The sequence below is a fragment of the Nitrososphaera sp. genome (assembly GCA_039938515.1).
Classification (GTDB): domain Archaea; phylum Thermoproteota; class Nitrososphaeria; order Nitrososphaerales; family Nitrososphaeraceae; genus Nitrososphaera.
In genome coordinates, this window is record JBDUUL010000010.1 from 41678 (window position 1) to 61796 (window position 20119).

General features: G+C 52.2%; 23 protein-coding genes. 11 read left to right on the forward strand and 12 right to left on the reverse strand.

From position 1 onward, the window contains the following. Nucleotides 1-58: 58 nt before the first annotated feature. The 3 genes from tfb to ABI361_05300 all read right to left on the reverse strand — a co-directional run bounded on the left by tfb (nucleotide 59) and on the right by ABI361_05300 (nucleotide 1605). Nucleotides 59-967, reverse strand: coding sequence for a transcription initiation factor IIB (gene tfb, locus ABI361_05290; GenBank protein ID MEO9320068.1), 909 nt, complete (start codon nucleotides 965-967; stop codon nucleotides 59-61). Nucleotides 968-1080: 113 nt separating this feature from the next. Continuing rightward, complete coding sequence (locus ABI361_05295; protein MEO9320069.1) at nucleotides 1081-1218, reverse strand: hypothetical protein; 138 nt, start codon at nucleotides 1216-1218, stop codon at nucleotides 1081-1083. Between the two features lie 102 nt (nucleotides 1219-1320). Continuing rightward, nucleotides 1321-1605, reverse strand: a complete 285-nt coding sequence (locus ABI361_05300; GenBank protein ID MEO9320070.1) for a hypothetical protein — start codon at nucleotides 1603-1605, stop codon at nucleotides 1321-1323. Nucleotides 1606-2111: 506 nt separating this feature from the next. Between ABI361_05300 and ABI361_05305 the strand changes: the two genes are divergently transcribed. From ABI361_05305 to egtB, 4 genes are all read left to right on the forward strand, one after another. Next, nucleotides 2112-2675 (forward strand): phosphoribosyltransferase family protein, encoded by a 564-nt coding sequence (locus ABI361_05305; protein ID MEO9320071.1) that lies wholly within the window; start codon nucleotides 2112-2114, stop codon nucleotides 2673-2675. Between the two features lie 6 nt (nucleotides 2676-2681). Continuing rightward, nucleotides 2682-3530 carry an SDR family oxidoreductase gene (locus ABI361_05310; GenBank protein ID MEO9320072.1) on the forward strand — a complete coding sequence of 283 codons (849 nt, stop codon included), beginning with the start codon at nucleotides 2682-2684 and terminating at the stop codon, nucleotides 3528-3530. Between the two features lie 106 nt (nucleotides 3531-3636). Continuing rightward, complete coding sequence (locus ABI361_05315) at nucleotides 3637-4170, forward strand: nitroreductase family protein (protein ID MEO9320073.1); 534 nt, start codon at nucleotides 3637-3639, stop codon at nucleotides 4168-4170. Between the two features lie 53 nt (nucleotides 4171-4223). Continuing rightward, the gene (gene egtB / locus ABI361_05320; protein ID MEO9320074.1) at nucleotides 4224-5576 is read left to right on the forward strand and encodes an ergothioneine biosynthesis protein EgtB; all 1353 of its coding nucleotides are present in this window, start codon (nucleotides 4224-4226) and stop codon (nucleotides 5574-5576) included. Here egtB and egtD read toward each other — a convergent pair whose 3' ends face one another. Both egtD and ABI361_05330 read right to left on the reverse strand, forming a co-directional pair. Beyond that, complete coding sequence (gene egtD / locus ABI361_05325; GenBank protein ID MEO9320075.1) at nucleotides 5577-6593, reverse strand: L-histidine N(alpha)-methyltransferase; 1017 nt, start codon at nucleotides 6591-6593, stop codon at nucleotides 5577-5579. It lies immediately after the preceding gene. A gap of 178 nt (nucleotides 6594-6771) precedes the next feature. Further along, a complete protein-coding gene (locus tag ABI361_05330) occupies nucleotides 6772-7143 on the reverse strand; it encodes a hypothetical protein (protein MEO9320076.1) in 372 nt (123 codons plus the stop codon). A 307-nt stretch (nucleotides 7144-7450) separates the two neighbouring features. On the opposite strand from ABI361_05330, the gene ABI361_05335 reads away from it, so the two are divergent. Together ABI361_05335 and ABI361_05340 are read left to right on the forward strand one after the other, a co-directional pair. Beyond that, complete coding sequence (locus tag ABI361_05335; protein MEO9320077.1) at nucleotides 7451-7912, forward strand: hypothetical protein; 462 nt, start codon at nucleotides 7451-7453, stop codon at nucleotides 7910-7912. After that, nucleotides 7909-9015 carry a Clp1/GlmU family protein gene (locus ABI361_05340; GenBank protein MEO9320078.1) on the forward strand — a complete coding sequence of 369 codons (1107 nt, stop codon included), beginning with the start codon at nucleotides 7909-7911 and terminating at the stop codon, nucleotides 9013-9015. Before ABI361_05335 ends, ABI361_05340 begins: the two co-directional genes overlap by 4 nt. On the opposite strand, the gene ABI361_05345 is transcribed toward ABI361_05340, so the two are convergent. Then, a complete protein-coding gene (locus ABI361_05345; GenBank protein MEO9320079.1) occupies nucleotides 8957-9682 on the reverse strand; it encodes a 7-cyano-7-deazaguanine synthase in 726 nt (241 codons plus the stop codon). The genes ABI361_05340 and ABI361_05345 overlap by 59 nt on opposite strands. A gap of 3 nt (nucleotides 9683-9685) precedes the next feature. After that, nucleotides 9686-10510 (reverse strand): 6-carboxytetrahydropterin synthase, encoded by an 825-nt coding sequence (locus ABI361_05350; protein ID MEO9320080.1) that lies wholly within the window; start codon nucleotides 10508-10510, stop codon nucleotides 9686-9688. Between the two features lie 128 nt (nucleotides 10511-10638). On the opposite strand from ABI361_05350, the gene ABI361_05355 reads away from it, so the two are divergent. Together ABI361_05355 and ABI361_05360 are read left to right on the forward strand one after the other, a co-directional pair. Further along, nucleotides 10639-11376: an asparagine synthase-related protein gene (locus tag ABI361_05355; GenBank protein MEO9320081.1), complete on the forward strand. Its 738-nt coding sequence runs from the start codon at nucleotides 10639-10641 to the stop codon at nucleotides 11374-11376. Nucleotides 11377-11472: 96 nt separating this feature from the next. Beyond that, the gene (locus tag ABI361_05360) at nucleotides 11473-11883 is read left to right on the forward strand and encodes a hypothetical protein (GenBank protein ID MEO9320082.1); all 411 of its coding nucleotides are present in this window, start codon (nucleotides 11473-11475) and stop codon (nucleotides 11881-11883) included. 83 nt (nucleotides 11884-11966) lie between these two features. Here the strand turns inward: ABI361_05360 and ABI361_05365 are convergent, their stop codons facing one another. The 4 genes from ABI361_05365 to ABI361_05380 all read right to left on the reverse strand — a co-directional run bounded on the left by ABI361_05365 (nucleotide 11967) and on the right by ABI361_05380 (nucleotide 16345). Beyond that, a complete protein-coding gene (locus ABI361_05365) occupies nucleotides 11967-12338 on the reverse strand; it encodes a hypothetical protein (GenBank protein ID MEO9320083.1) in 372 nt (123 codons plus the stop codon). A 119-nt stretch (nucleotides 12339-12457) separates the two neighbouring features. After that, a complete protein-coding gene (locus ABI361_05370) occupies nucleotides 12458-14065 on the reverse strand; it encodes a type II secretion system F family protein (protein ID MEO9320084.1) in 1608 nt (535 codons plus the stop codon). A 1-nt stretch (nucleotide 14066) separates the two neighbouring features. Next, complete coding sequence (locus ABI361_05375) at nucleotides 14067-15749, reverse strand: type II/IV secretion system ATPase subunit (GenBank protein ID MEO9320085.1); 1683 nt, start codon at nucleotides 15747-15749, stop codon at nucleotides 14067-14069. 38 nt (nucleotides 15750-15787) lie between these two features. Next, nucleotides 15788-16345, reverse strand: coding sequence for a hypothetical protein (locus tag ABI361_05380; GenBank protein MEO9320086.1), 558 nt, complete (start codon nucleotides 16343-16345; stop codon nucleotides 15788-15790). Between the two features lie 132 nt (nucleotides 16346-16477). Here ABI361_05380 and ABI361_05385 point away from each other — a divergent pair, with 132 nt between their 5' ends. Beyond that, on the forward strand, nucleotides 16478-16996 hold the full coding sequence (locus ABI361_05385; GenBank protein MEO9320087.1) for a hypothetical protein: 519 nt from the start codon (nucleotides 16478-16480) through the stop codon (nucleotides 16994-16996). Continuing rightward, a complete protein-coding gene (locus tag ABI361_05390; GenBank protein MEO9320088.1) occupies nucleotides 16996-17640 on the forward strand; it encodes a hypothetical protein in 645 nt (214 codons plus the stop codon). The genes ABI361_05385 and ABI361_05390 overlap by 1 nt, the downstream gene beginning before the upstream one ends. Before the next feature lie 492 nt (nucleotides 17641-18132). Here the strand turns inward: ABI361_05390 and ABI361_05395 are convergent, their stop codons facing one another. Next, a complete protein-coding gene (locus ABI361_05395) occupies nucleotides 18133-18912 on the reverse strand; it encodes a hypothetical protein (GenBank protein MEO9320089.1) in 780 nt (259 codons plus the stop codon). A gap of 105 nt (nucleotides 18913-19017) precedes the next feature. Between ABI361_05395 and ABI361_05400 the strand changes: the two genes are divergently transcribed. Next, on the forward strand, nucleotides 19018-20118 hold the full coding sequence (locus ABI361_05400) for an AAA family ATPase (GenBank protein ID MEO9320090.1): 1101 nt from the start codon (nucleotides 19018-19020) through the stop codon (nucleotides 20116-20118). The last annotated feature ends 1 nt before the right edge of the window (nucleotide 20119 follow it).

The window sequence follows — 20119 nt, forward strand, 5'->3', positions numbered from 1 at the left end:
ATGAGAACTTTACGCTAGTAATATAATGCTAGTGCCGGCGTGAAAAAAGATAAAAAAATCAGGCCATTGCCGGCATTAGGCGGCGCAGATCCTTTGCCCTGTTCCTGACGGTCACTTCCGTCACGCCGGATGCCTTTGCAATCTCTGCCTGGCTCCTTGGGTTGCCGCTGCTTTCCTGCAGGTTAACCAGATATAATATTGCGGCTGCCATTCCCACTGGGTCCTTCCCGACAAGGGCGTTTCTCTTTCTCGCCTCGGCCATAAGCTCCAGCGCCTTTCTCTTGGTCTTCTCGTCAAACCCGAGGCTGTTTGCAACCCTGGCGATGTACTTGCCTTCGTCAATCAGAGGCACTCTCAGGTCAAGCTCCGCAACGACTCTTCTGTACGACCTGGCAGCCTGTTTCGGCCTCACGTTCGCCGTCTTTGATATGTCGTCAAGCGTTCGGAGCACGCCTGACTGACGTGCGGCAATGTATATCGAGGCTGAAAGCACCGAGCCTATCGTGCTACCGCGGATCAACCCCCTCTCCTGGGCTTTTCTGTAGACGTAGGCAGCCTTTTCTATGATGTAGTCCGGCAGGTTAAGCTGGTCCTTGAGTTTTGACAGCATGGAGAACGCCTGCTGCAGGTTTCGCTCAGTTGGAGAGCGCCTCTGGCTACGGGTGTTCCACATCCGGAGCCTGCTCATGTTCGCACGAGTAGCCGCGGCGAGTGCATTGCCCGACGCGTCGACGTCATTTCTTCCAATTACGGTCGAAAGCCCCATGTCGTGAAACGCAAGAGTAGTTGGGACGCCTGTCCTTGCGCGGTCCGCGCCCTCGGAGGCGTCAAAGCTGCGCCATTCACGTTCAGTTGAAACAATATTCGAGACAACTTCGCCGGTGTCCCGCCGGATTATTTCTCCAGTGTCAGGGTCCGTAATAAGGTCCGACCTCGACGCAGGAGTGGAGGTGATTGCTTTTTTCATATGTAATTATCGTGAATGCCGTATTTAAGACTAGTAGCACTAAGTTACTTAGCAGGTTTGTCCTACCGTACGTGGTAAGCCGGATATTACTGGCGGTAAACAATTAGTAACCGCTATGCCCGAAAGCCGAGCGTCATCTCGTGGCACGCCCTACTGTGCTTTATCGCCTCTTCTTTTTCATTGCGCTTGTCTATGTCAAAGACGAGATTGCAGGTATAGCACCGGACCAGCATCATGACGTTATCCTTCATTTCCGTCGAAATAAAGCCTGCGCGGTTTGCAGACAGCAGGGTTATCGATGCGATACCGGTTCAAACAGGCCTATCGGTCGGCTCCGTCCGGACAAGACCAGGCTAGAATGCCGCGAAATGACAGAATCCTTGGAGCTTGTGGTTACAATTCGAGCAGCTCGTAAAAGACGCCAGGTTTTCCTTCCCGCACCAACGGCATACCTTCACCGGCGGTGGATACGTAACCTCCTTGCAGCGGACGCGCAGCGACTCTTCGATTGCCAGCCTGCGCAATCCAAGATACAAATCCTCAAGGTCGGCTTGTGTAGGCTTCAATGACATTACGACGTCAATGTTGACGCCCAATTTTGCCAGCTCTGAATACAGGTTACCAAGCCTTAATTGCATGCAAATTTGACTCTGCCACAGCCGAATAATAAGTTCAGTCAGGTGGAATTCGTTACAGTCTCGCCGCAGATTTAACCGGGCGTTGCAAATGGCGCATAGCAGTGTCCCGCTCTGGCTTTTGACAGCTCTTCATGCCTGCAGCGAGATAACCGGCGCCAGGGCATCATTGCATTATCACTGATTGCGCAATCCGTAAAGGGGGAGTGAGTTTATTAGGCATCTTTCGTGAGCACCCCCTGTTAGCAGCAATGATGCTAAGTTGCCCAAACCGCGGCAGAAAAGAGCAGGTTCCAGACGGCTTTAAGCACGAGCTGTACTGCTTAAATTGCGGCACCAAGCTGTCGGGCGACAAATCTTGATGATTTCGCCGCGTGGCGAGATGGAATCCTAGTACTCCGCTCCGGGCATTGCAGCGCGCCTAATAGTTACGCAAGGATCCGGGGCAGATCGTCGGAGCCCTTGAGCCCTGCAAAATGATATATTTAGAGCCCGCCCTAGCCTGCCACATGCCAAAGGAACCAGGTTTACGCAGGTTCGGCGTGACTATTGAGGCCGATGCCACATGTGCGGCCTGCCCGCCAGGCAGCAAGCTGAGCGCTGCCGCGCGGAGCAGCAAGGGTGAGCTGACAGGTCTCCAAAACAGCGCCGCCGCGACAAAAGAGCCGTGCAGCTGGTTTGAAATTCATCACCTTGTTCGCATGCTTGCCGAGCAGATTGAAAAATCAGGCAGGAAATATGACCGCATCCTCGCGCTGTCCACTGGTGGGCTTGTCCCTGCAAAGCTTCTTGCAGAGGAGCTGCAGATGGACGACATTGCGATTATTCCGTTCCGAGAAAAGATGCTTGTAGCGTCGGAAATGCCGAGGCTAAAAAAGAGCAGGCGCTACCTCGCAGTTGACGACATCTATGACAGCGGTAAAACCTTCACGCAGGTCCAAAAGGCTGTGAAAGGTTTTGACTGCGACTTTGCCTTCTGCATGAGCAGGTTTCCGGGCCATCCGGGCTTTGCAGGAAGAATTCTCAATCACAACCTCTGGATTGTCTTCCCGTGGGAAAAAGAGATTCGATAGGCCAAGTTGCTTGAGGGAAAGACATGCCTTGTGACGGGCAGCACTTCCGGCATAGGGAAAGAAATTGCGATCGGCCTCGGCAGGCTTGGCGCGTCAGTCATTCTTGTAGGTCGCAGCCAGGAGAAATGCAGGAGCGCTGCACGTGAGGTCGCAGGCTTTTCGTCCAATCAAGTCCCTCGCTACTTTGTCGCAGACCTGTCCTCGCAGCAAGCCATCAGAAACCTTGCATCGGAAGTAACCTCGGCCCTTGACCATCTTGACGTGCTAGTAAACAATGCCGGAATTTTTATGGCCAGCCGCGAGGTTTCGCCGGAAGGAATCGAGCTGACATTTGCGGTAAACCACCTCGCCCCGTTTCTGCTGACAAATCTCCTGCTGGGCTTGTTGAAAAAGACCCCTTCAGCCAGAATCGTAACCACAAGCTCCATCGCGCACAGGGGGGCACACATCGATTTTGACGACATCAACTTTGAAACAAAAAAGTACAGCGGAATAAGGGCATACGGGCAGTCCAAGCTGGCAAACATCCTTTTCACAAGGGAGCTTGCCCGGCGCCTGTCAAGCGCCGGAGCTAATGTAACGGCGAACTGCTTCCACCCCGGCGGCGTACGGACGAACTTTATGCGCAATAACCCGCTCGCCTACAAGCTGGTCTGGGCGGTAGCGGCTCCCTTCCTGATAAGCGCGCAAAAAGGAGCAGACACCGGAATATTTCTGGCCTCCTCGCCCGACATAGAGGGGGTGAGCGGAAAGTATTTTGTCAAGAGGCGACAAGTGGTACCCTCGTCTGCTGCTCAAAGCGACGAATCGGCCAGCAGGCTCTGGAGCTTGAGCGAGAAAATGACGTCTGCATGAAAGGTGCAGACAGCTGTGCCGTACTCATTTATCATGTGGGAAGTCGCCGCCAGCAATTGCTTGCCGCTCGAGCGTAAACGCTAAATCATCATCTGACCAGTACCATTTGATAGAATTGGACACGTTTGAGTGCATAGCCACGAAATTTGACGTGCGAGAGTTTGCCGACAGGCCCGTGCCGCAGGACATCAGGCTGAAGGTTCTAGAGGCCGCCAGGATGACTGGCACCGGTCTCAATACCCAGCACTGGCGCTTTGTCCTGGTAGACGGCGGGGACCTTTCCCGGCTCGCTGCGGACAGCACTAGCGGCATGTGGGTTTCGGGGGCGAACTTTGCGGTGATTGTACTGACAAACCCAAAGCACAGGTTCCACGCCCTTGACGCCGGCAGGGTAGTGCAGGACATGCAGCTGGCAGCATGGAACTTTGGCGTGGCGTCGGGGATTTACACCGGCGTCGACGAGACTAGGCTGCGCAAAGATTTCAACATTCCAGCAGAACTTTCGCCGACGGTTATCGTGGGATTCGGCTACCCAAAGAATCAGGCTTTTCCGCCGCAGACAGGTAAAACCAAAAAGAACAGGCTGCCGCTCTCCGACCTGGTCTTTTCCGGCAGATATGGGAATGCATTTGCAGCCTGAGCATTCCCGAGCTCTGCTTATTAGTCTGGCAGACGTTTCAGTGTCATAGTAAAATGGAGACTGCGCAAAGGCCCAGAAACTCGGGCGAGCATTCCGGCGGCCTTTTGGCCGATTTCACCGAGGCACGCAATCTAACACTCGAGCTGTTCGGCCCGCTAAACGTTGAGGACGCAGTTATCCAGTCCGACTCGTTTGGCAGCCCACCAAACTGGCACATCGCCCACGTCACCTGGTTTTTCCACAAGGTTCTTGAAAAATACTCGGTGGACCTTTCAGGGGCCAGCCTCAATCTCGACTACCTGAACTCGTACTATCAAAAGTACGGAGGCATACTCCCCAAGGCAGAGCGCGGCAGGTTTCCGCGACCGACCGTCCAGCAGACCCTGCAGTACCGGGAGTTTATCGACGGCAAGGTGAGCGAATTTCTCCAGTCCGATGCGATGTCGGCCGAGGCTGCCTACGACATTACGCTTGGCATCCAGCATGAGATGCAGCACCAGGAGCTGATGATTTACGACCTGCAGCATTATTTTGAAAGGTTTTCCGATCCCGCGGACAATTACATTCCGCACAGGCGATCAGTGCCTCGCGGGGAGCAAATGGCTGCCGAGCGTCCTGCTGGCATGGTCTTCATTCCGGGAGGCCTTTACGAACTGGGTTTTTCCGGCCGGGGCTTTAGCTACGACAACGAACTTCCCGAGCACAAAGTGTTCCTGTATCCATTCAGGATTGATGTCGCGCCGGTAACAAACGGCGAGTTTGCCGAATTCATAGACGCGGGAGGCTACCATGACTACAAGTACTGGCTAGCAGACGGATGGGAACTTGTCAGGGAAAACGGGTGGCAGGCGCCCTTGTACTGGCGCAAGGACGAGGGCAAATGGGTAAAGAAAGATTTTGCAGGAAGCCGCGACCTTGTACCGGACGAGCCGGTTGTCAATGTAAGTTATTTTGAGGCAGACGCCTTTGCACGCTGGAAGGGAAAACGGCTTCCGACCGAGGCGGAATGGGAAAAGGCTGCAAGCTGGAGCGAGGAGCTTGGTCGAAAGACTCTCTACCCCTGGGGAGACGAGCTGCCGACGGCGGGGCACGCCAACCTCCTAGAGTCCTACGAGTGGCAGCCCTCGCCCGTGGGGTCGTATCCTCTCGGAAGGAGCCATTACGGCTGCCACCAGATGATAGGCGATGTCTGGGAATGGACGTCCTCGGAATACGTGCTCTACCCCGGCTTCATGTCGAGATTTCCCGAGTACACCGACAAGTGGGCGGTCGGACAGAAGGTGCTCCGGGGCGGATGTTTTGCGACTCCCCGGAAGCAGATCCGAACTAGCTACAGAAACTACTTCAAGCCTCATGAGAGAATACTTTTTGCCGGCTTTAGGTGCGCGCAGGATGCCGACCGCTAATCAGGCCCGACGCAGCAGGCAGAGGTCAAACCACTTTTTGCCGTCGGTGTAATGGCTCGCCGCCTCAAGTCCGCAGCGCCCGGCAAGCGCCTCGATCCGCTCGACAGAATACTTGTACGAGCTCTCGGTATGAATTGATTCGCCGCGCGCAAACGTAAAGGATTTTCCGGCCGCCCCAATCAGCACCGACTGGTCTTTGGCTGACACCAGGTGCATCTCCGCCCTGTGAAGTTCTTCGTTGTATAGCGCACTGTGCGAAAAGGCGGAGGTGTCAAACTTGCCGCCAAGCTCCCTGTTAATCCGCTCAAGCACGTTGAGGTTGAAAAGAGCCGTGACGCCGGCAGCGTCGTCGTATGCGCGCTCTATGGTGCGCCTGTCCTTCTCAAGGTCAAAGCCCACCAAAAGCCAGTCGTCGTCGCCGAGAGAGTTGTAAAGCATTCGGAGGAAGTCGCACGCTTCATCCTCGTCCATGTTGCCGATGCTTGAGCCCAGAAACAGCACGATCTTGCGCTCTGAAGTACCGCGGGATCTCTTTTGAATCAATTTTGCAGCCGTTTCAAGTCCCCTGGCATAGTCTCCAACTATCTGCCGCACCGAAAGCTCGGGGAAATCGCCGGAAATCAGGTTGGCGCTTTCCACAAGCGCCGAGCGGGAAATGTCAATTGGGATGTACTCGATCTTGAACCTGTGCTCCGACGCAATAAGGGCCCGAAACAGGATCCTTGTCTTTATCGAGGACCCACTTCCAAGCTCCACCACGTTGACGTGCTTTGCTCCGCTGCAGGTTGCGTCAACGATATCGTGACAGCAGGCCTTGAGGATCTGGGCCTCTGTCCTCGTCAGGTAGTATTCCGGCTGCACGCAGATGCGCTCGAACAGTTGCGAGCCGCGTTCGTCGTAAAAGTACCGCGGAAGCAGGTACTTTTGCGGGCTCGCCGCAAGCCCTTCAATCACGTGCCGCAGGAATTCGCCGGTCGGAGTGCTAAGCGGCTGTACTTGATATGAACGCGGATTCACGCCTAGGAAAAGATGATGCTTATCCTTGATAAGGCTTCATGTGGCAGATATCAGTCAAACTTCATTGCCAATCGTTTTCAAGGGATTATCAAAAACGAAAATTCTAAGGTCAAAACCAGGGGGAAGGAGGACGGAATGACAGTAATTGCAAATTTGCAATCAGCCATCCTGCAGCGCCCTAGCGCCTTATTGTGGGCATCAGCTCGAAGGCGACCTTCTTGCGGATCCTGCCCCATTTTCCGTTTCCCCGGAAGCAGATTAGCTGGCCACACTTGTGGCAGCGCACGCGCTTTGGATACGTAAGGTCCAGGTAGTACAGAGGCAGCAGCTTGCAGATGGGACATCTGTAGTGCGTAAGAAACAGCCTCTGGATAGGCTCCAGTCCTAGGTAGTCTATCTGCTCGTCGGCGCACACCTGGCGAACCTTGGCTTCAAGAAGCCTTTCGACGGGTATGCCCGTTTCGAATCCAAGCCTTCTTGGAATCGCCGAGCTTGCGTCTTTTTCCTCTCTTTTTGCGGTTTTTTCGATTTCGGGCTCATATAGTGCCATAACATCATGATCTGAAAGCAGGCTATAGTTTTTAATAAAAAGCGGGCAGCATTAGAAGTATTCCAACATTCATGGTATAATGCTGCAATGTTTGATCCAAATCACGCACTCATACTCAAAAGTATGCAATATCAGTAATAACGGGGCTCCTCTAATGCGTATGAATATTGAAGCGAACCAATCAAAAAACGCTAGGAATTACAAGATTGTCATGCCGGGCCCATATACCCTGCCAAGCGTTGGCCTAGTTGAGAAGCAAGACAGCACAATAATGCCTTTCTACTCCTGACTACCGATGCATGTCAGGATGCTGGTCTCGGAGGCACTGGCTGAGGAGCTGATGCTTCATCCTCAGAATTGCAAGCCTGACATATCAATCGAAAACTATGTACTTCAGTGGAGCAGCGATTCAGCAGGCATTCCTCGGTCGGAGGAGGCGAATCTTAGAGCCTTTGTCCGCGAGCTTGCCACGCATATATCCACTGCAATATTTGAGGCAAGCAATGAAATGCACAAGGGCATTTCGCGCTACACCCAGAGCGAGAGAGATTCGCGAAAAATCGAGGAATCCCTCAAGCCGTGCATCTGCTTGTCGAAAAGAACCGGCACGGCTGCATACCTAGCGGTGATGGACAGAGACGGGAGGACAGTCATATCGCTAATGCAAAAGCCTGTTGCTCCCGAGCCGCTGAAAAGCGCGTCTAAAATGCCGTACGTTCTCTTCGAACTGGGCGAGCTTGTCTTTGACAGGCGGCCGCGACGCAAATGAATTCAGGCGGCCGAGTCAGACTTGTCAAGGGCCCTGCAGTGGTCCGCGTGTCCGGCCGCTGTTCGGTCCTTGGCTGCGACCTGTCTGACAGTGAGGTCCGCATACGGCAGGGAAAAATCCTTCCCTTTGAATTGGAAGGGCGCACTCGGCTTGACGTAACACTAGGCGCGGGAGCAAAGGCCTGGTCCGCCAGCCCATTTTCCGCGGGGACAAGGATGTGGCGCGCCGTCGTCAAGAATATAGTTGAGCATGCAGGCGCAAAGGAGGGTCTCAAGGTGCTTGTGCTAGGCGACTCCAACGCCGGCAAGTCGACCTTCTGCCTTTACCTGGCAAACCGCTGCATCTCGGCTGGTATGAAGCCGTGCATAGTTGACTCTGACATAGGGCAGTCCGATCTGGGGCCGCCGGGAGTGGTGACCTTCGCGGCACCTGCCGGCCCTGCCACAGACCTTAGAGACGCAGTGCTTCGGTGCAGGAAGTTTCGATTTATAGGCAGCATATCGCCTCCGGGGTTTGAGCATCAGATCATTGGTGCGACAAGAGACATTTTAGAATCGGAGCAGCGGGCGTATGACATCTTCATTGTAAATACCGATGGCTATATTGCGAAGCAGGGCGCACAGTACAAGCTGCGGATGGCAAGGGAGCTGTTGCCTGACGTCCTAGTCTGCCTTGGAGCAGCAGGACAGGCCTTGTGCCGCGCGTACCGGGGACGCTCCAAAATCATGAGGGCAAGATCTAGCCGCTTTGCAGTCAAGTCGCCGCAGGAGAGGACTGCCCGGAGAAACGAGCAATTCGCAAATTTTCTCGGACAGGATAGAATCCTGATATTTCCGACCAGCAAAATCCGGCTCGTTTACCGGGATGGTGTGCCTACAAAGGACGAAGTCGAATCACTGCTCGCCGCTCCGGGGCTTCTTTTCGTAGGGCTTGCCCTTGGCGGAATTCTGGCCGGCTTTGGCGCAGCTTCTATTGCAGGGACGGGGCTGATAGGAATACAGACCGGATATCCCGGGGCATTTGATAAAGTACTGCTAAGCGACATTACCCTTTCTTTGGATTATGACTCTGACGGACAATCAGCGCGGGATCGGAGACCTTGAGCGCGTCAAACGCTTCTGCCCTCTGCTTGCAAGCGTAGCACCTGCCGCAGGGAACTTCGTCGTCTTCGTGGCAGCTCCACGTAAGGTCTATGGGTACGCCCAGCTGCATTGCAAGCCTGATTATCTGCTGCCTTGTCAATTCTGCGAGGGGCAGGATTATCTTGTATGTCTTGCCGTTGCAAGAAAGGCATCCACGCTCAAGCAGGTTGTTAAGGTGCTCAAAAAAGTCCGGCGAAGAATCCTTGAAGAATGCCGAGTCGTGAGCGTTGTGCCCCCCGACGATCGCATTTATCCCCAGCGCCTCCGCATGAAAGGCTGCGATCGAGTAAAAAATCATGTTTCTTGCAGGGATATAGGAGGACCAGCGCGAATCACGCAGCGGATCCTGTCTTTCTGCGACTTCAAATTCGGACATTTCCTTGAGAAATGGCAGGTCGATTTTAGTGAATTTGGAGACCCGGGCGGCCTTTGCCAAGAGCCCCGTTGCCTGCTTTTCTTTCTCCAGCCTCCCCGCATAATCAAACGTAATGGCATGCACTTCGCCATAGTGCTGCCTTGCCCAGTAGAGGCACGTAGCAGAGTCCAGGCCGCCAGAAAGCAGCACGAGGGCGGCTTGCGCGCTGCCATTGCCCACGAGCGGGATCTCGCCATCGCGGCCTAATTGCATTATCTAGCCTTTCTGGACCCCTGCTATGATATGAGCGCCCTTGTTCACGCCCTCGTAAATGTAAACGCCGATTGCCTCGATGTTCTTTGGCATCTTGGGGGCTAGCAGCCTGATTATCTCAAGCGACAGGTTCTCGACCGTCGCCTCTCCGCCAAGCATGTATGTCGTGGTCTTGGGCAGCTGCAGGCTAAAGTATCCGCGCGGCCCCTCAAAGGAAACGTAATAGTGGAGAGTGTCCTCTTTGTGCAGGTACTTGCGGTTGATAAAGAACTTGTGGTCGATTTCATTAAGAGTCTCTTTAATCACGCGCTTGGCCTCTCCGAAATCTATGACTAGGTTGTCTTTCATGACGCCTATCAGCTCGACCATCACAGTCGAGGTGTGGCCATGGAGTACCGAGCACTTTTCAACCAGCGGGAGTATGTGAGCGTAATCAAAGGCAAGAGACGGGTCTTCGATAAATATGGAGCCGGTGTGCTCGCGGTCTGGATCTCCCAGGACAAAGAATGAATTTATTTCCTTCACGGTTGCTGCGAATTTTGGGTGCCCGATTCCGACAACCGCAAGTTCTGGACTGTCTGCCTTTACGCGTTCCACCTTGCGGACATCCTCGTCGCCCTCTACCACCTCGATAAACCTGTCACCAACTCGAAAGTCAAGCCTTAGGCGACTGCCGTCCTTGAGCAGGACCTCCTGATTGTACTTGTAGCTAAGCCCGAGAAATGAGAGCATCTTTGCAACGCTGTGCTCTGTCCGGCTCCTCAGCAGATTGCCTTGAGAATCGATATACCTGCGGTCAGAGTCAAGGACGACCCTTTCTTGTGGCATCTTGCCCTATCGGGCTAGTTTTCCTGAATCCTATATAAATGGTATTTAGGTCGAATTAATTTCATCTGTAATGGCAAGTAGGCTGCTGGGAACAAAAGTGATCTGCTTTACAAGGACTAATTGACGCTCTGTCATGCGCGCTCGCAGAAACCATGCCTGAAAAGACCGTGGGAGTCGCGTTCTCGGGCGGCGTTGACAGCTCGCTTCTTGCGGTACTTTGCGGCCGAGCAGGAAAGGACGTAACCCTTCTTACCGTGGGCTTTGAGGGCTCGCACGACCTCGGGTTCTCAACGCAAATCTCCCGCACACTGAAAATCAGCCACAAGACCGCGACGCTGAGCGATCAGGAATTTCAGCAAGACATTGCTGCCGTAAAGGCGCTAATTAGCTGCAGAAACACGTCGCATGTTGAGAACTGCATCGCCTTTCGCTCAATTGTCCGGCTGGCGCGCCAGAACAAGCTGGATATAGTGCTGAGCGCCAACGGCCTCGATGAACTGTTTTGCGGGTACAATGGATACAGACTCGTGTATGGCAGAGGCGAGGGGGCGATTATGGAGCTCATGCAGGAAAAGATAGCAAACGAGCTAGAACTTGTGCGCGAGATTACGCGGACCACCAAGGAGTACGAGGTGTCTGTGCGCCAGCCATTTCTGTCTGACAGTTTTATACAGTACTCAAAGAAAATCCCCCTTGCCGACAAGATTACCGGAGAGGACGACATGATGCGAAAGCATGCCATACGCAGGGCCGCCCTGGAACTGGGCGTAGCGGCCGAATCTGCACTGAAGAGAAAAAAGGCCCTGCAGTACGGTTCGCTTATTGACAAGCGATACAAAACGGAACTAAAAAAAGCATGGCGTTAGAGACAGTACCGGTTTTGCATCTCAATGTCTGTATCGTTTCCAACATGCTAAGTCTTTTCGATTACAGAGTCGCGCTTTACATTCAAGATAGCGCACATGTCGAATAATGTATCAGTCGCCACGATTCTTGAATCCATTTCCGATGAGGGGTCGCTTGAGCTCTTTAGGCTGATTGCCCGGGAAGCAGGGGACTCTGAATCGCTCAGAAGCAAGATAAAACTGACAAGAAAGCAATACTACTCTAGGCTTTTCAAGCTTACCCAGTCCGGCTTGGTCAAGCGCAAGGAAAACCAGTACGTGCTGACCGCGCTTGGAAGGGTAGTGCATGACTGCGAGGAGACAATTTCGACTGGTCTTGCAAACTACTGGAAGATAAAGGCCATAGACTCGATTGACATCGCCGACGGAACGCCAAACGAGGAGCAGAGGAAGCTGCTTGAACTGCTCATAAAGGACCAGGATTTGAAAAAGATCCTCTCCAAAGACTTTAGGCTAGAGTTCCACTAGCCTCTTCTATCTCTTTTCCTTAAAGCCAAAGTGCGTTCAAAAAGCACACTGGCATTATGCGGCGGTCAGAAATAATTGCGAAATTAAGCCTTGAACTCGTGGACGATGTCCTGCTTGACCGTGTCCATGTTCTTTTTGGTTGCAGGCGACAAGAGCGCAAGGACGTGCACATCGTCTGTTACCGGAAAGACAAGTATCTCAGACTTTGAATTGAAAGACGCGCTGGTATAATCAAGCCTCCCTAGGCTCTCGGACCAGACTGAGGACATGCCTACCAGGAGAGCCGCCTGCACATGCAGGACGTGGATCTTGGATGGATGAAGGTCGATAAAGCCCTTCTGCGACAGTACCTTGAGCTTGCTGTTAACAGCAGCAATGTACGAAATATCCTCATGAGCATCAAACGCCCGTTCGACGGACTTTGTAAGAGAATCAATTACGCTCTTGCTACTCATTTCTCTATCTGGTAGGGATCTCCGATGAAAGCCAAATAGCGTTTGCAAGTCCGGCTGGATTACACATTGAATTCTTATGGATGTTTGTTAGAGGCCGCGCTTTACGGCGGCGTTTCTCCTCACCCAAAGATTGAGCCGCCGGCAGGCGACTGCGCGGCATTAGTGTTCAAGAACGACGCCGGGCTAAGGTGTAACTCGAGTGTCATGACAATGGCCAATGTCGCGATTCCCATAAGAATAATGGCGTACTTGAAGCCGGTTGCAAAAGAGCCGCTTGATATCTTGCCTACAAGAAAGCCGGTCATCCATGACTGCGAAGTGATGCCGATAGCAAGCAGCTGCGTTGAAGTTAGAGTTCCTGGCACGTGCGGGGCCTCCACAGTAGCCGGCGAGCCGGGGGCGTTGAGGATGCCCTTGCTAATTTCTGTAAATGTCTGTGCGACCATCAGCGTTGTAAAGGCACTCAGCGCGGTAACGAGAAATCCAATTACAAAGTATGGCTTGAGCATGGCGTCCTTTTCCCTCTCTACGTTAAACGATGACTCGCTTGACTGTGCCAGTATTTCAAGCGAAGTCGTATAGCCGCCACCGCTTTCGATTGCTTCCATCAGGATGCGGAAGTGAATCAGGGCTGAAAACGACTTGATGTTTGCCGATAGGTTAGAGTATATTTTGCGAAGCGGCACACCCCACTCCAGCTGGTTTGCAAAAGCCTTTACAACGAAATGGAATGCAGGGTTTCTGATTCTCTCAGATGCATACACTATGCACTTTTCCGGCGAAAGGCCTGCCTTTCTCGACTCGGCGACATCGCGGAGGTAGCTTGGAAGGTCCGACTCCATACCGCGCATGTTCTTTTCAAGCTTCATTCCCTGGTAAGCCGGCCATGCGGATGCGGCGATTGCGAAAATTGAAAAGCCATAGACCGGGTCAATTACTTTTTCCAGAAGCCCGGACATCGTAATTGCCGCAAAGCCCACGATGGCGCCAACCGAGTAGATTATCCCCCTGAGCAGAACCTTGCGGGCCCCGACGAGCGAACTTGAGACCGTCTTGTCCATGACGTAAAGTATTGCAAAGGAGATGCCCGGCAAGAGTACAAAGATCAGAAGATAGGTGAAAATTGGCGATGAAAACGATGCCGGCATGATGCTGACCGAGCCAATGGAACCGAGGGCCACGACCACAACGTACATGCTGAGGCCGATTACCTGCATTATCATGTATGCATCCACGAGGCCTCCAATCTTCGCCACCGACTGCTTGGCGATGGACACTTCGTACTCGAATATTGATTTCATTTTGCTCTGCAAAAAGCTGGCAATGTCTCCTCCGTTTCGAACCGTAGAAACGTAGCCAAGAAGCAAGTCCCTGTACTGCCGTGAGTTCGAGTTGTTTGCGCGCTTTTCCATCGCCGTAAGTGGGTCTTCTCCCAGAATGTGCACCTGGGCGATAACCTTGCGCGCCTCTACCATGATGTTTGGGAGCAGCTTGTAGCTTGCGAGTTTTGTAAAGCTGCCAAAGGGGCTAATGCCGCTTGCGGCCATTATCGTAATGAGCGTAATTACATACGGCAATTCCCGGTCAAGCTTGCCATCGGCTGCCTTTTTGTTGGATGGCTTCTTCTTCTGGCCGGTCTTTTTTGCGAAAAAATTGAGCGCGCCAAGACCCGAGCTATTCTTGCCATCGGCTGCCTTTTTTCCTGGACCTGGTTGTGGCCGCCACATGCTATGAGCTCTCCACCTTTTCCAGAAGCCTCTGGGGATCCTGGTTGAACATCCCGATTATCTTGCTGATGCTTCTAAAGTCGCGAATTCCCCTGTTTATCAGCCATGTTAGAATCTGTTTTCTTTCGGCAAGGCTGCTGATGACATCTTCCATCGAGATGCCTACGTCCTCTACCACGCGAGGCAGGTGCTTGCTCCGCGCCAGGTTGTCAAGGTATCCGTCGTACTGCGGGTCCCACGAGAAAACCGGGTTCAGGCTGTCTGAGGACAGCACTTCGGTGACTTCAGTGACGCGTCTTGTCATCACATAGGACTTGCCTGTGTTGACCTTGACTCTCTTGACTGTAATGATGCAGTTCATTAGCGGAACGTATGCGGGCGGAATGTCCATAGGCTTTTGCAAAAGCCTCCTGACCGCGGCCTCCGAGTCATCCGCGTGCATTGTAGCCATGCCACCGTGACCGGTTGCAAGAGCCTGAAACAGCACATAGGCCTCCTCGCCTCTGATCTCACCGACAAGAAGGTAGTCAGGCCTGTGCCTCATTCCGGATTTCAATAGATCGAAAAGTCCAATCTCGCCTTGGCTTTCAAGACCAAAGCTCGCACGGGAAACAAGGCTGAACCAGTTCTCATGGGCGATATTGATTTCAGCAACGTCCTCTACGGAGAAGATCTTGTATGACGGGTTGATTAGCGCCGTCACGGCGTTTAGGATAGTCGTCTTGCCTCCTCCTGTTGACCCTATGATTATGAGCGACTTTTTGTTGTCAAGCAAAAGCCAGAGGTAGGCCGCCATATCGATGTCAAGCGCGTCAGAGTTTATGAGATCTACAATGGTAATGGGATCCTCCCTGAATTTTCTGATTGTAAAACTGCTTCCCATGGTAGTTACCTCTTTCTTGTACAGCGCGGCGAGACGATGGTTTCCAGGGAGCGATGCGTCCACTATTGGATGTGCTGCGCTGACGTGCTTGCCCGCGCGGTGTACCATCTTCATTACGAAACTATCCAGAAACTCGGCGTCAGCAAAAGTGACGTTTGTGCGCAGGCCCTCGTACCGCCTGTGGTAAACAAAGATTGGCTTGCCTGCACCACCGCATGTAATGTCTTCGATAAACGGGTCGTGAAAGAGAGGGTCGATTAGACCAAAGCCCACAATGTCGCGGCGAAGGTAGTACTTTACCTTCTCAAGAAGCACTGCTTCTTCCTTTGTCGCAGGAAAATGGGATTTTAACAACCGCGAAACTTCCGAGCTGAAGCTGAGCTCGACGTTTTCAAGCATCCTAGGAGAATCTATCTCTTTTTCCAAAAGCTCCTTGATGCTGTGGTAGATTTTTACCTCCTCGTTATTCATGGGGAGTTCGTCGACGCTGTAGATTACATCGGAATACTCTTCATTCTGCAAAACGTTGACGTAGCAAAAAGGCGGAACAAGGGAGTAACGCTGGATGCTCTTGTATCCGTCGGGAATCTTGCTCCCAGACCATTCCTTCCTTGAGACCTGGTCGAGGTAATTTGCCACCTTTTCAAGGCGGCTGTCAAATGCCGTTTCGCCAAAATCAATATCCTTTATCGCGTTGATGGCCGCTTCGTTGTTGTCTAATTCGAGCTTGTCCTTTTCCGTCACCGGTTTGGCAGTATTTTTTATCTTGAACTTTGAACCGAGGTTAAGAATTGCGGTCATGTCGCTTCAAAAAAAGGAAAAAAGAGAGTAGTCAGCGTTTACTTGCTGATTACTTGGACTTGCTGTACTGCGATTGCCTGGCCTGACTGGACTTGGAGTGAGTATGTGTTGCCTGCGTCGATTGTACCGATGTTGCCGGCGCCGGTCATGTATACTACTTGTGCCTGACCCTGTGTCAATGACACTGGACCGGTCTGCATTGCATAGTTAGTACCACCGAGTGGGACACCGCTGGTTGGGTTATACTGTGTTGGAAGGTCTGTGTTGATGTTGGTTGAAGTCGCGCATAAGGTCGGGTTTGTACACGAGTACCAGCTTGTCTGTGGAATCGGAAGACCTCTCAAAGATATGGAGTTGATTGCCACTGCCTTGCTGCCAGTGTTCTGGACTGCAAACGCTGTTACCGTCGTGCCGTTAGAGTTAACCCAGGTATGCACGTTTGACACCTTGATGGATTCGCTTTGTGTGTTGGTCTGGAACATACTACCCCCGAAGAAAATTACTCCCGCGCCCAGAACGACTGAGGCGATGAGGATAATCAGGGTCGTAATTACGTTGCCAATACCCTTTCTTTTCTGAACCCTTCGTAAGTTCATTTGCAGCCTAATCAAGCATGTTTGGATAATAGTAAGTGGGTGTATCCCATTCTTACAGTTCTGACAGCCCTTTCTGTCAAAGATACTACATACTTTCATTATTATCTCATCCGGCTGCTTTTCTTATCGCTATTGTCGCAGGACATACGGGCTATTGAAGCGGGACCGGGTCCACTAACCCCTGAGCAGTCCCAATCTCTGCTTCAGGGCATTGATTCCCTTGTTGACCAGGCCATACAGATCTATGAGCTTAACTCAAGGGAAGGCGAGATAATAGCATCCATTGGGTCGTCGATTTCAATCCTGCTTAACACTCTCAAGGTTTCACTTCCGCTTTCTCAAAAAATATTTCAAAACGAATTTCCCGGCGTCAAGAGCACGATACTCAACAACAAGGCGGAGATTATAATCATGCAATCAAACGGCAACATAATTACCAAGGAATTTTCCGATCTCGACAGCAAGCAGGTGATGGACATCATGACAGAGATTGTGCCAAAGCTGAGGCAGAATGCTGAGGAGACAAAGGCCGACGTAATGGAAAAGATGGGCATGCTCAAGAAAATGGCAAAGCAGCTCCAGCGGGTAAAGGGAATAAACAACACTACACCAACTTCAAGACCGCCTAATTCGCAGGAGGACGACCAGTAATGGGGTCTGCGTCCTTGTTATCTACCAAGTCCTCAGTCACGGTCTCCGCCTCGACTTACATTCTCTCATTTGACAACTTTGTAGCGCTAGAGTCGTTTCTCACCTCGACAAAGCAAAAGTGCGAGGATTCCATCCACAGATACGAGGAAGTACTCGGAGACATACTGCGGGAATCTGGTACCGCCGCGGGTTCTGACAAGGCAAGCTCCCAAGAGCAGTGGGCTCAGGAGATCAAGCAAGCGCTTGACTCCAAGGATGCAAAGCCGAAGTCAAAGCCCAAGGGAAATGACAAGAAGCAGAAGCACGGTGACGGTCTCGAGGAGTGGATAGATCTTGACCCTGTTTCGGTGTTTGTGGGCCGGCAGAACCGCGGCATAGCCGAGCTTTACTTTGAGGTAATCAGCCAGCTCAAGTCAGACCGGGTAAAGATCGATTCAGCGATAGCGCTTGTTGGCAGACTCAAGGCAAAGGCCACGGCTACTGGCAATACTGCGCTGACAGTCTCGATTCTGAACGGGATTCCAAGCAAGATTGTGGTGAGGACCGCGGGTCAGGAGTTGAAAAAGTTCTCCTTGGCAATTCGAGCGGAAGTTCCTGCGGTTGCGCCTAACTTTGCTATGGCAAAGCCCACGATGGTCCGGTAAAGGCCAATCCTCTTTCGACTTTGGCAAAAAATATGCATACCCTGGAAATCATCTCGTGAGTAGCATACTAGCTACGTTTGAGCTTCCTGTCATCGCTTTTGTGGGAGGCTATCGGGTGCCGTCCCGGACCATTGTCACACCTTCGCGCAATCAGTGGAATCGGATAAGTATAGTGACTCCGCGAATACTGCTTTGGTATAATTGGGATAACGGAGGGATATTGAAGTGGATATCCAGCGGATATTGAATGGAGAATAGAAGGAGATTGAAAGGGATACCAGAGTCCAAAATGCATGCTCTATCTGCGCTCAGTTTGAAGAGCTCATCACCATGAAAATAGCCTGTCTTTTGCTTGCCAATTCGAATCAGGCATCCGGCCAAAGCTGATAAAATGCAAGTTTTCAGTATCCCTTGGGCTGCAATATTGCATGCAATGGCAGAATCAAAAGTTGGAGGGCAGTCTTCTAGTCTTACGATGACGAGAAATGAAAACTAGGCAGTGACTGCACCAGAGCTAACCGACTTGTCCTTGTTTGCATTCTGCGGTGTTTGCACTGCAGTTGGAACATCCGCCTTGACATTACCCGCCGGGCTTGACGCGGGCCTGACATATGGCCCGTTTTTAGCAGTATTGCCTAAAGTCTGTATCGTTGGGCCTGAAGAGTCAGGTGTAGCGACCCTTTTGATAGTCGGCGCTGCGGCCGGAATCGGCTCTCCTGCTTTTTCATCAGCCTTCTTGGGAACTATGGTGCTGGGTTTCTTCTCGCCAGCAGCCTTCATGGCGCTAATTACTCTTTCCTCCGCACTCTTTTCCTCCAGGTTCGACATCTGGCCCGCTGTGCTTAGCATTTGCGCGCCAAGCGCGACTGACTGTGGGTATGAGGCAAAGGTCGCACCGGCGAGCATAAACACCACGGGGTAAAGCCTCTGATAAATGACATCTAGGATCTTTGGAACCTTGTTCTTTTCTGCCTCGAGGAGCGATGTGAATTCAGCGGTACTTCCATTCACTGTGCATGTGCCGCGAAACTCATAGGTTACAAGTCCCCTAGAATCATTGAGCGTAAGTGTGAATGAAAGGTTTAGCTGGCTGTCACGCCTAGACTCCTCGTCGAGTGTGGCAGAGACCTGAAAGTTGCCTGGCGTAAGTGTCTGCGCGTGGTCCTGGACGCCCTGCTCTTTGCCAAGGCTCTTTTTCTTTGACGCAAAAACGCTGTTCAATGCGAGTTCTATGTTTAGGCTTGTTTGCGAGGCTGAAGGGGATGTCGACATACGGTAATACTTCACCACGCTGTGCGCTACAAATGATTGTGTGCATGTCCCACTTTTTACACAAAAAGGACTTTGTTGCTCTCAAGCACCCTTTCAATTTGGATTATGGATTATCATTACTCAACTTCCGGTAAGGGAGCAAAAGGTGCAAATAAAATCACCACCCGGCTGCGCGCATATTATCCTCAAGGCAAGGTCTCGCTCCAGTTATCACGTCTTAAATTCTATGAATCCCCTTTACGAAAAAAGTACAAAGTCGAAAAGTACAACCTTGCGCCCAACTACGTCTTTCCGGAGGGCGTCAGCGGGCTAATCCCGTCAAACACTCCTCCATACGTAGACCAGGGAGACAACTATGTCGAGAAGATAATGCGGGCACTTTATCACTTCAAGCAGTGCGCGCTTATTGGCCCCAGCGGAACCGGAAAAACGCACATTGTATACGTAGCAGCTGAACTTGCGGGACTGCCCCTGTGGGAAATTAACTGCGGTCTACAAACCTCATCGTTCGACCTGTTTGGCAGGTACATCGGGCTGGGAAAGGAAAACTGGGTGGATGGACAGATCATCTCTTGGTGCAGAAATGGCGGCTTGCTCTACCTGGACGAGGCAAACATGATGCGGCAGGACGTTGCAACCCGGCTTAACCCGCTGCTTGATACAAGAGGCCACATAGTACTCAACGAAAAGGATAACGAAATAATCACACGGCATCCCCTCAGCTACGTGATAATCTCCATGAACCCATTTTCGGTAGAATTCGCCGGAACCAAGCCTCTCAACGCGGCATTCAGGAGAAGAATGAGCGTATGGATCAATTTTGACTACCTTAGCGTGGGCACAAAGATAAATGAAGAAGAGGCGCAGCTGCTGGTAGAGAAGGCTGGTCTCAGCAGAGAACTTGCGCTGAAAATGGTCAGGGCAGCGGGTCATCTCAGGCAGAGTTACAAGAAAGGCGAGATCCCTTACGCGCCCTCGGTGGGCGACCTTGTGAACTGGGCACTGCTCATCTCAGATGGGCTCGACGTGATTCACGCCGCAGAGCAAACCATAATCTCGACCACAAGCGACGATTCGACAACACAGGAAACTGTTAGACGAATGATAATTGCTGCAATTTCCGGAGACAACCAGACATTTTCAAAACCTGCCGTGCAAGCCCGGGAACCGGAGTTTGAGTTTGGCAGTGCTGAAGCACCCTTCTGAT

Excerpts from the sequence above, each read along its gene's own strand:
- tfb (MEO9320068.1), bottom strand. The coding sequence starts at position 967 with ATGAAAAAAGCAATCACCTCCACTCCTGCGTCGAGGTCGGACCTTATT.
- ABI361_05295 (MEO9320069.1), bottom strand. The coding sequence starts at position 1,218 with ATGAAGGATAACGTCATGATGCTGGTCCGGTGCTATACCTGCAATCTC.
- ABI361_05300 (MEO9320070.1), bottom strand. The coding sequence starts at position 1,605 with ATGCAATTAAGGCTTGGTAACCTGTATTCAGAGCTGGCAAAATTGGGC.
- ABI361_05305 (MEO9320071.1), top strand. The coding sequence starts at position 2,112 with ATGCCAAAGGAACCAGGTTTACGCAGGTTCGGCGTGACTATTGAGGCC.
- egtB (MEO9320074.1), top strand. The coding sequence starts at position 4,224 with ATGGAGACTGCGCAAAGGCCCAGAAACTCGGGCGAGCATTCCGGCGGC.
- ABI361_05330 (MEO9320076.1), bottom strand. The coding sequence starts at position 7,143 with ATGGCACTATATGAGCCCGAAATCGAAAAAACCGCAAAAAGAGAGGAA.
- ABI361_05335 (MEO9320077.1), top strand. The coding sequence starts at position 7,451 with ATGCTGGTCTCGGAGGCACTGGCTGAGGAGCTGATGCTTCATCCTCAG.
- ABI361_05340 (MEO9320078.1), top strand. The coding sequence starts at position 7,909 with ATGAATTCAGGCGGCCGAGTCAGACTTGTCAAGGGCCCTGCAGTGGTC.
- ABI361_05345 (MEO9320079.1), bottom strand. The coding sequence starts at position 9,682 with ATGCAATTAGGCCGCGATGGCGAGATCCCGCTCGTGGGCAATGGCAGC.
- ABI361_05350 (MEO9320080.1), bottom strand. The coding sequence starts at position 10,510 with ATGCCACAAGAAAGGGTCGTCCTTGACTCTGACCGCAGGTATATCGAT.
- ABI361_05360 (MEO9320082.1), top strand. The coding sequence starts at position 11,473 with ATGTCGAATAATGTATCAGTCGCCACGATTCTTGAATCCATTTCCGAT.
- ABI361_05365 (MEO9320083.1), bottom strand. The coding sequence starts at position 12,338 with ATGAGTAGCAAGAGCGTAATTGATTCTCTTACAAAGTCCGTCGAACGG.
- ABI361_05370 (MEO9320084.1), bottom strand. The coding sequence starts at position 14,065 with ATGTGGCGGCCACAACCAGGTCCAGGAAAAAAGGCAGCCGATGGCAAG.
- ABI361_05375 (MEO9320085.1), bottom strand. The coding sequence starts at position 15,749 with ATGACCGCAATTCTTAACCTCGGTTCAAAGTTCAAGATAAAAAATACT.
- ABI361_05380 (MEO9320086.1), bottom strand. The coding sequence starts at position 16,345 with ATGAACTTACGAAGGGTTCAGAAAAGAAAGGGTATTGGCAACGTAATT.
- ABI361_05390 (MEO9320088.1), top strand. The coding sequence starts at position 16,996 with ATGGGGTCTGCGTCCTTGTTATCTACCAAGTCCTCAGTCACGGTCTCC.
- ABI361_05395 (MEO9320089.1), bottom strand. The coding sequence starts at position 18,912 with ATGTCGACATCCCCTTCAGCCTCGCAAACAAGCCTAAACATAGAACTC.
- ABI361_05400 (MEO9320090.1), top strand. The coding sequence starts at position 19,018 with ATGGATTATCATTACTCAACTTCCGGTAAGGGAGCAAAAGGTGCAAAT.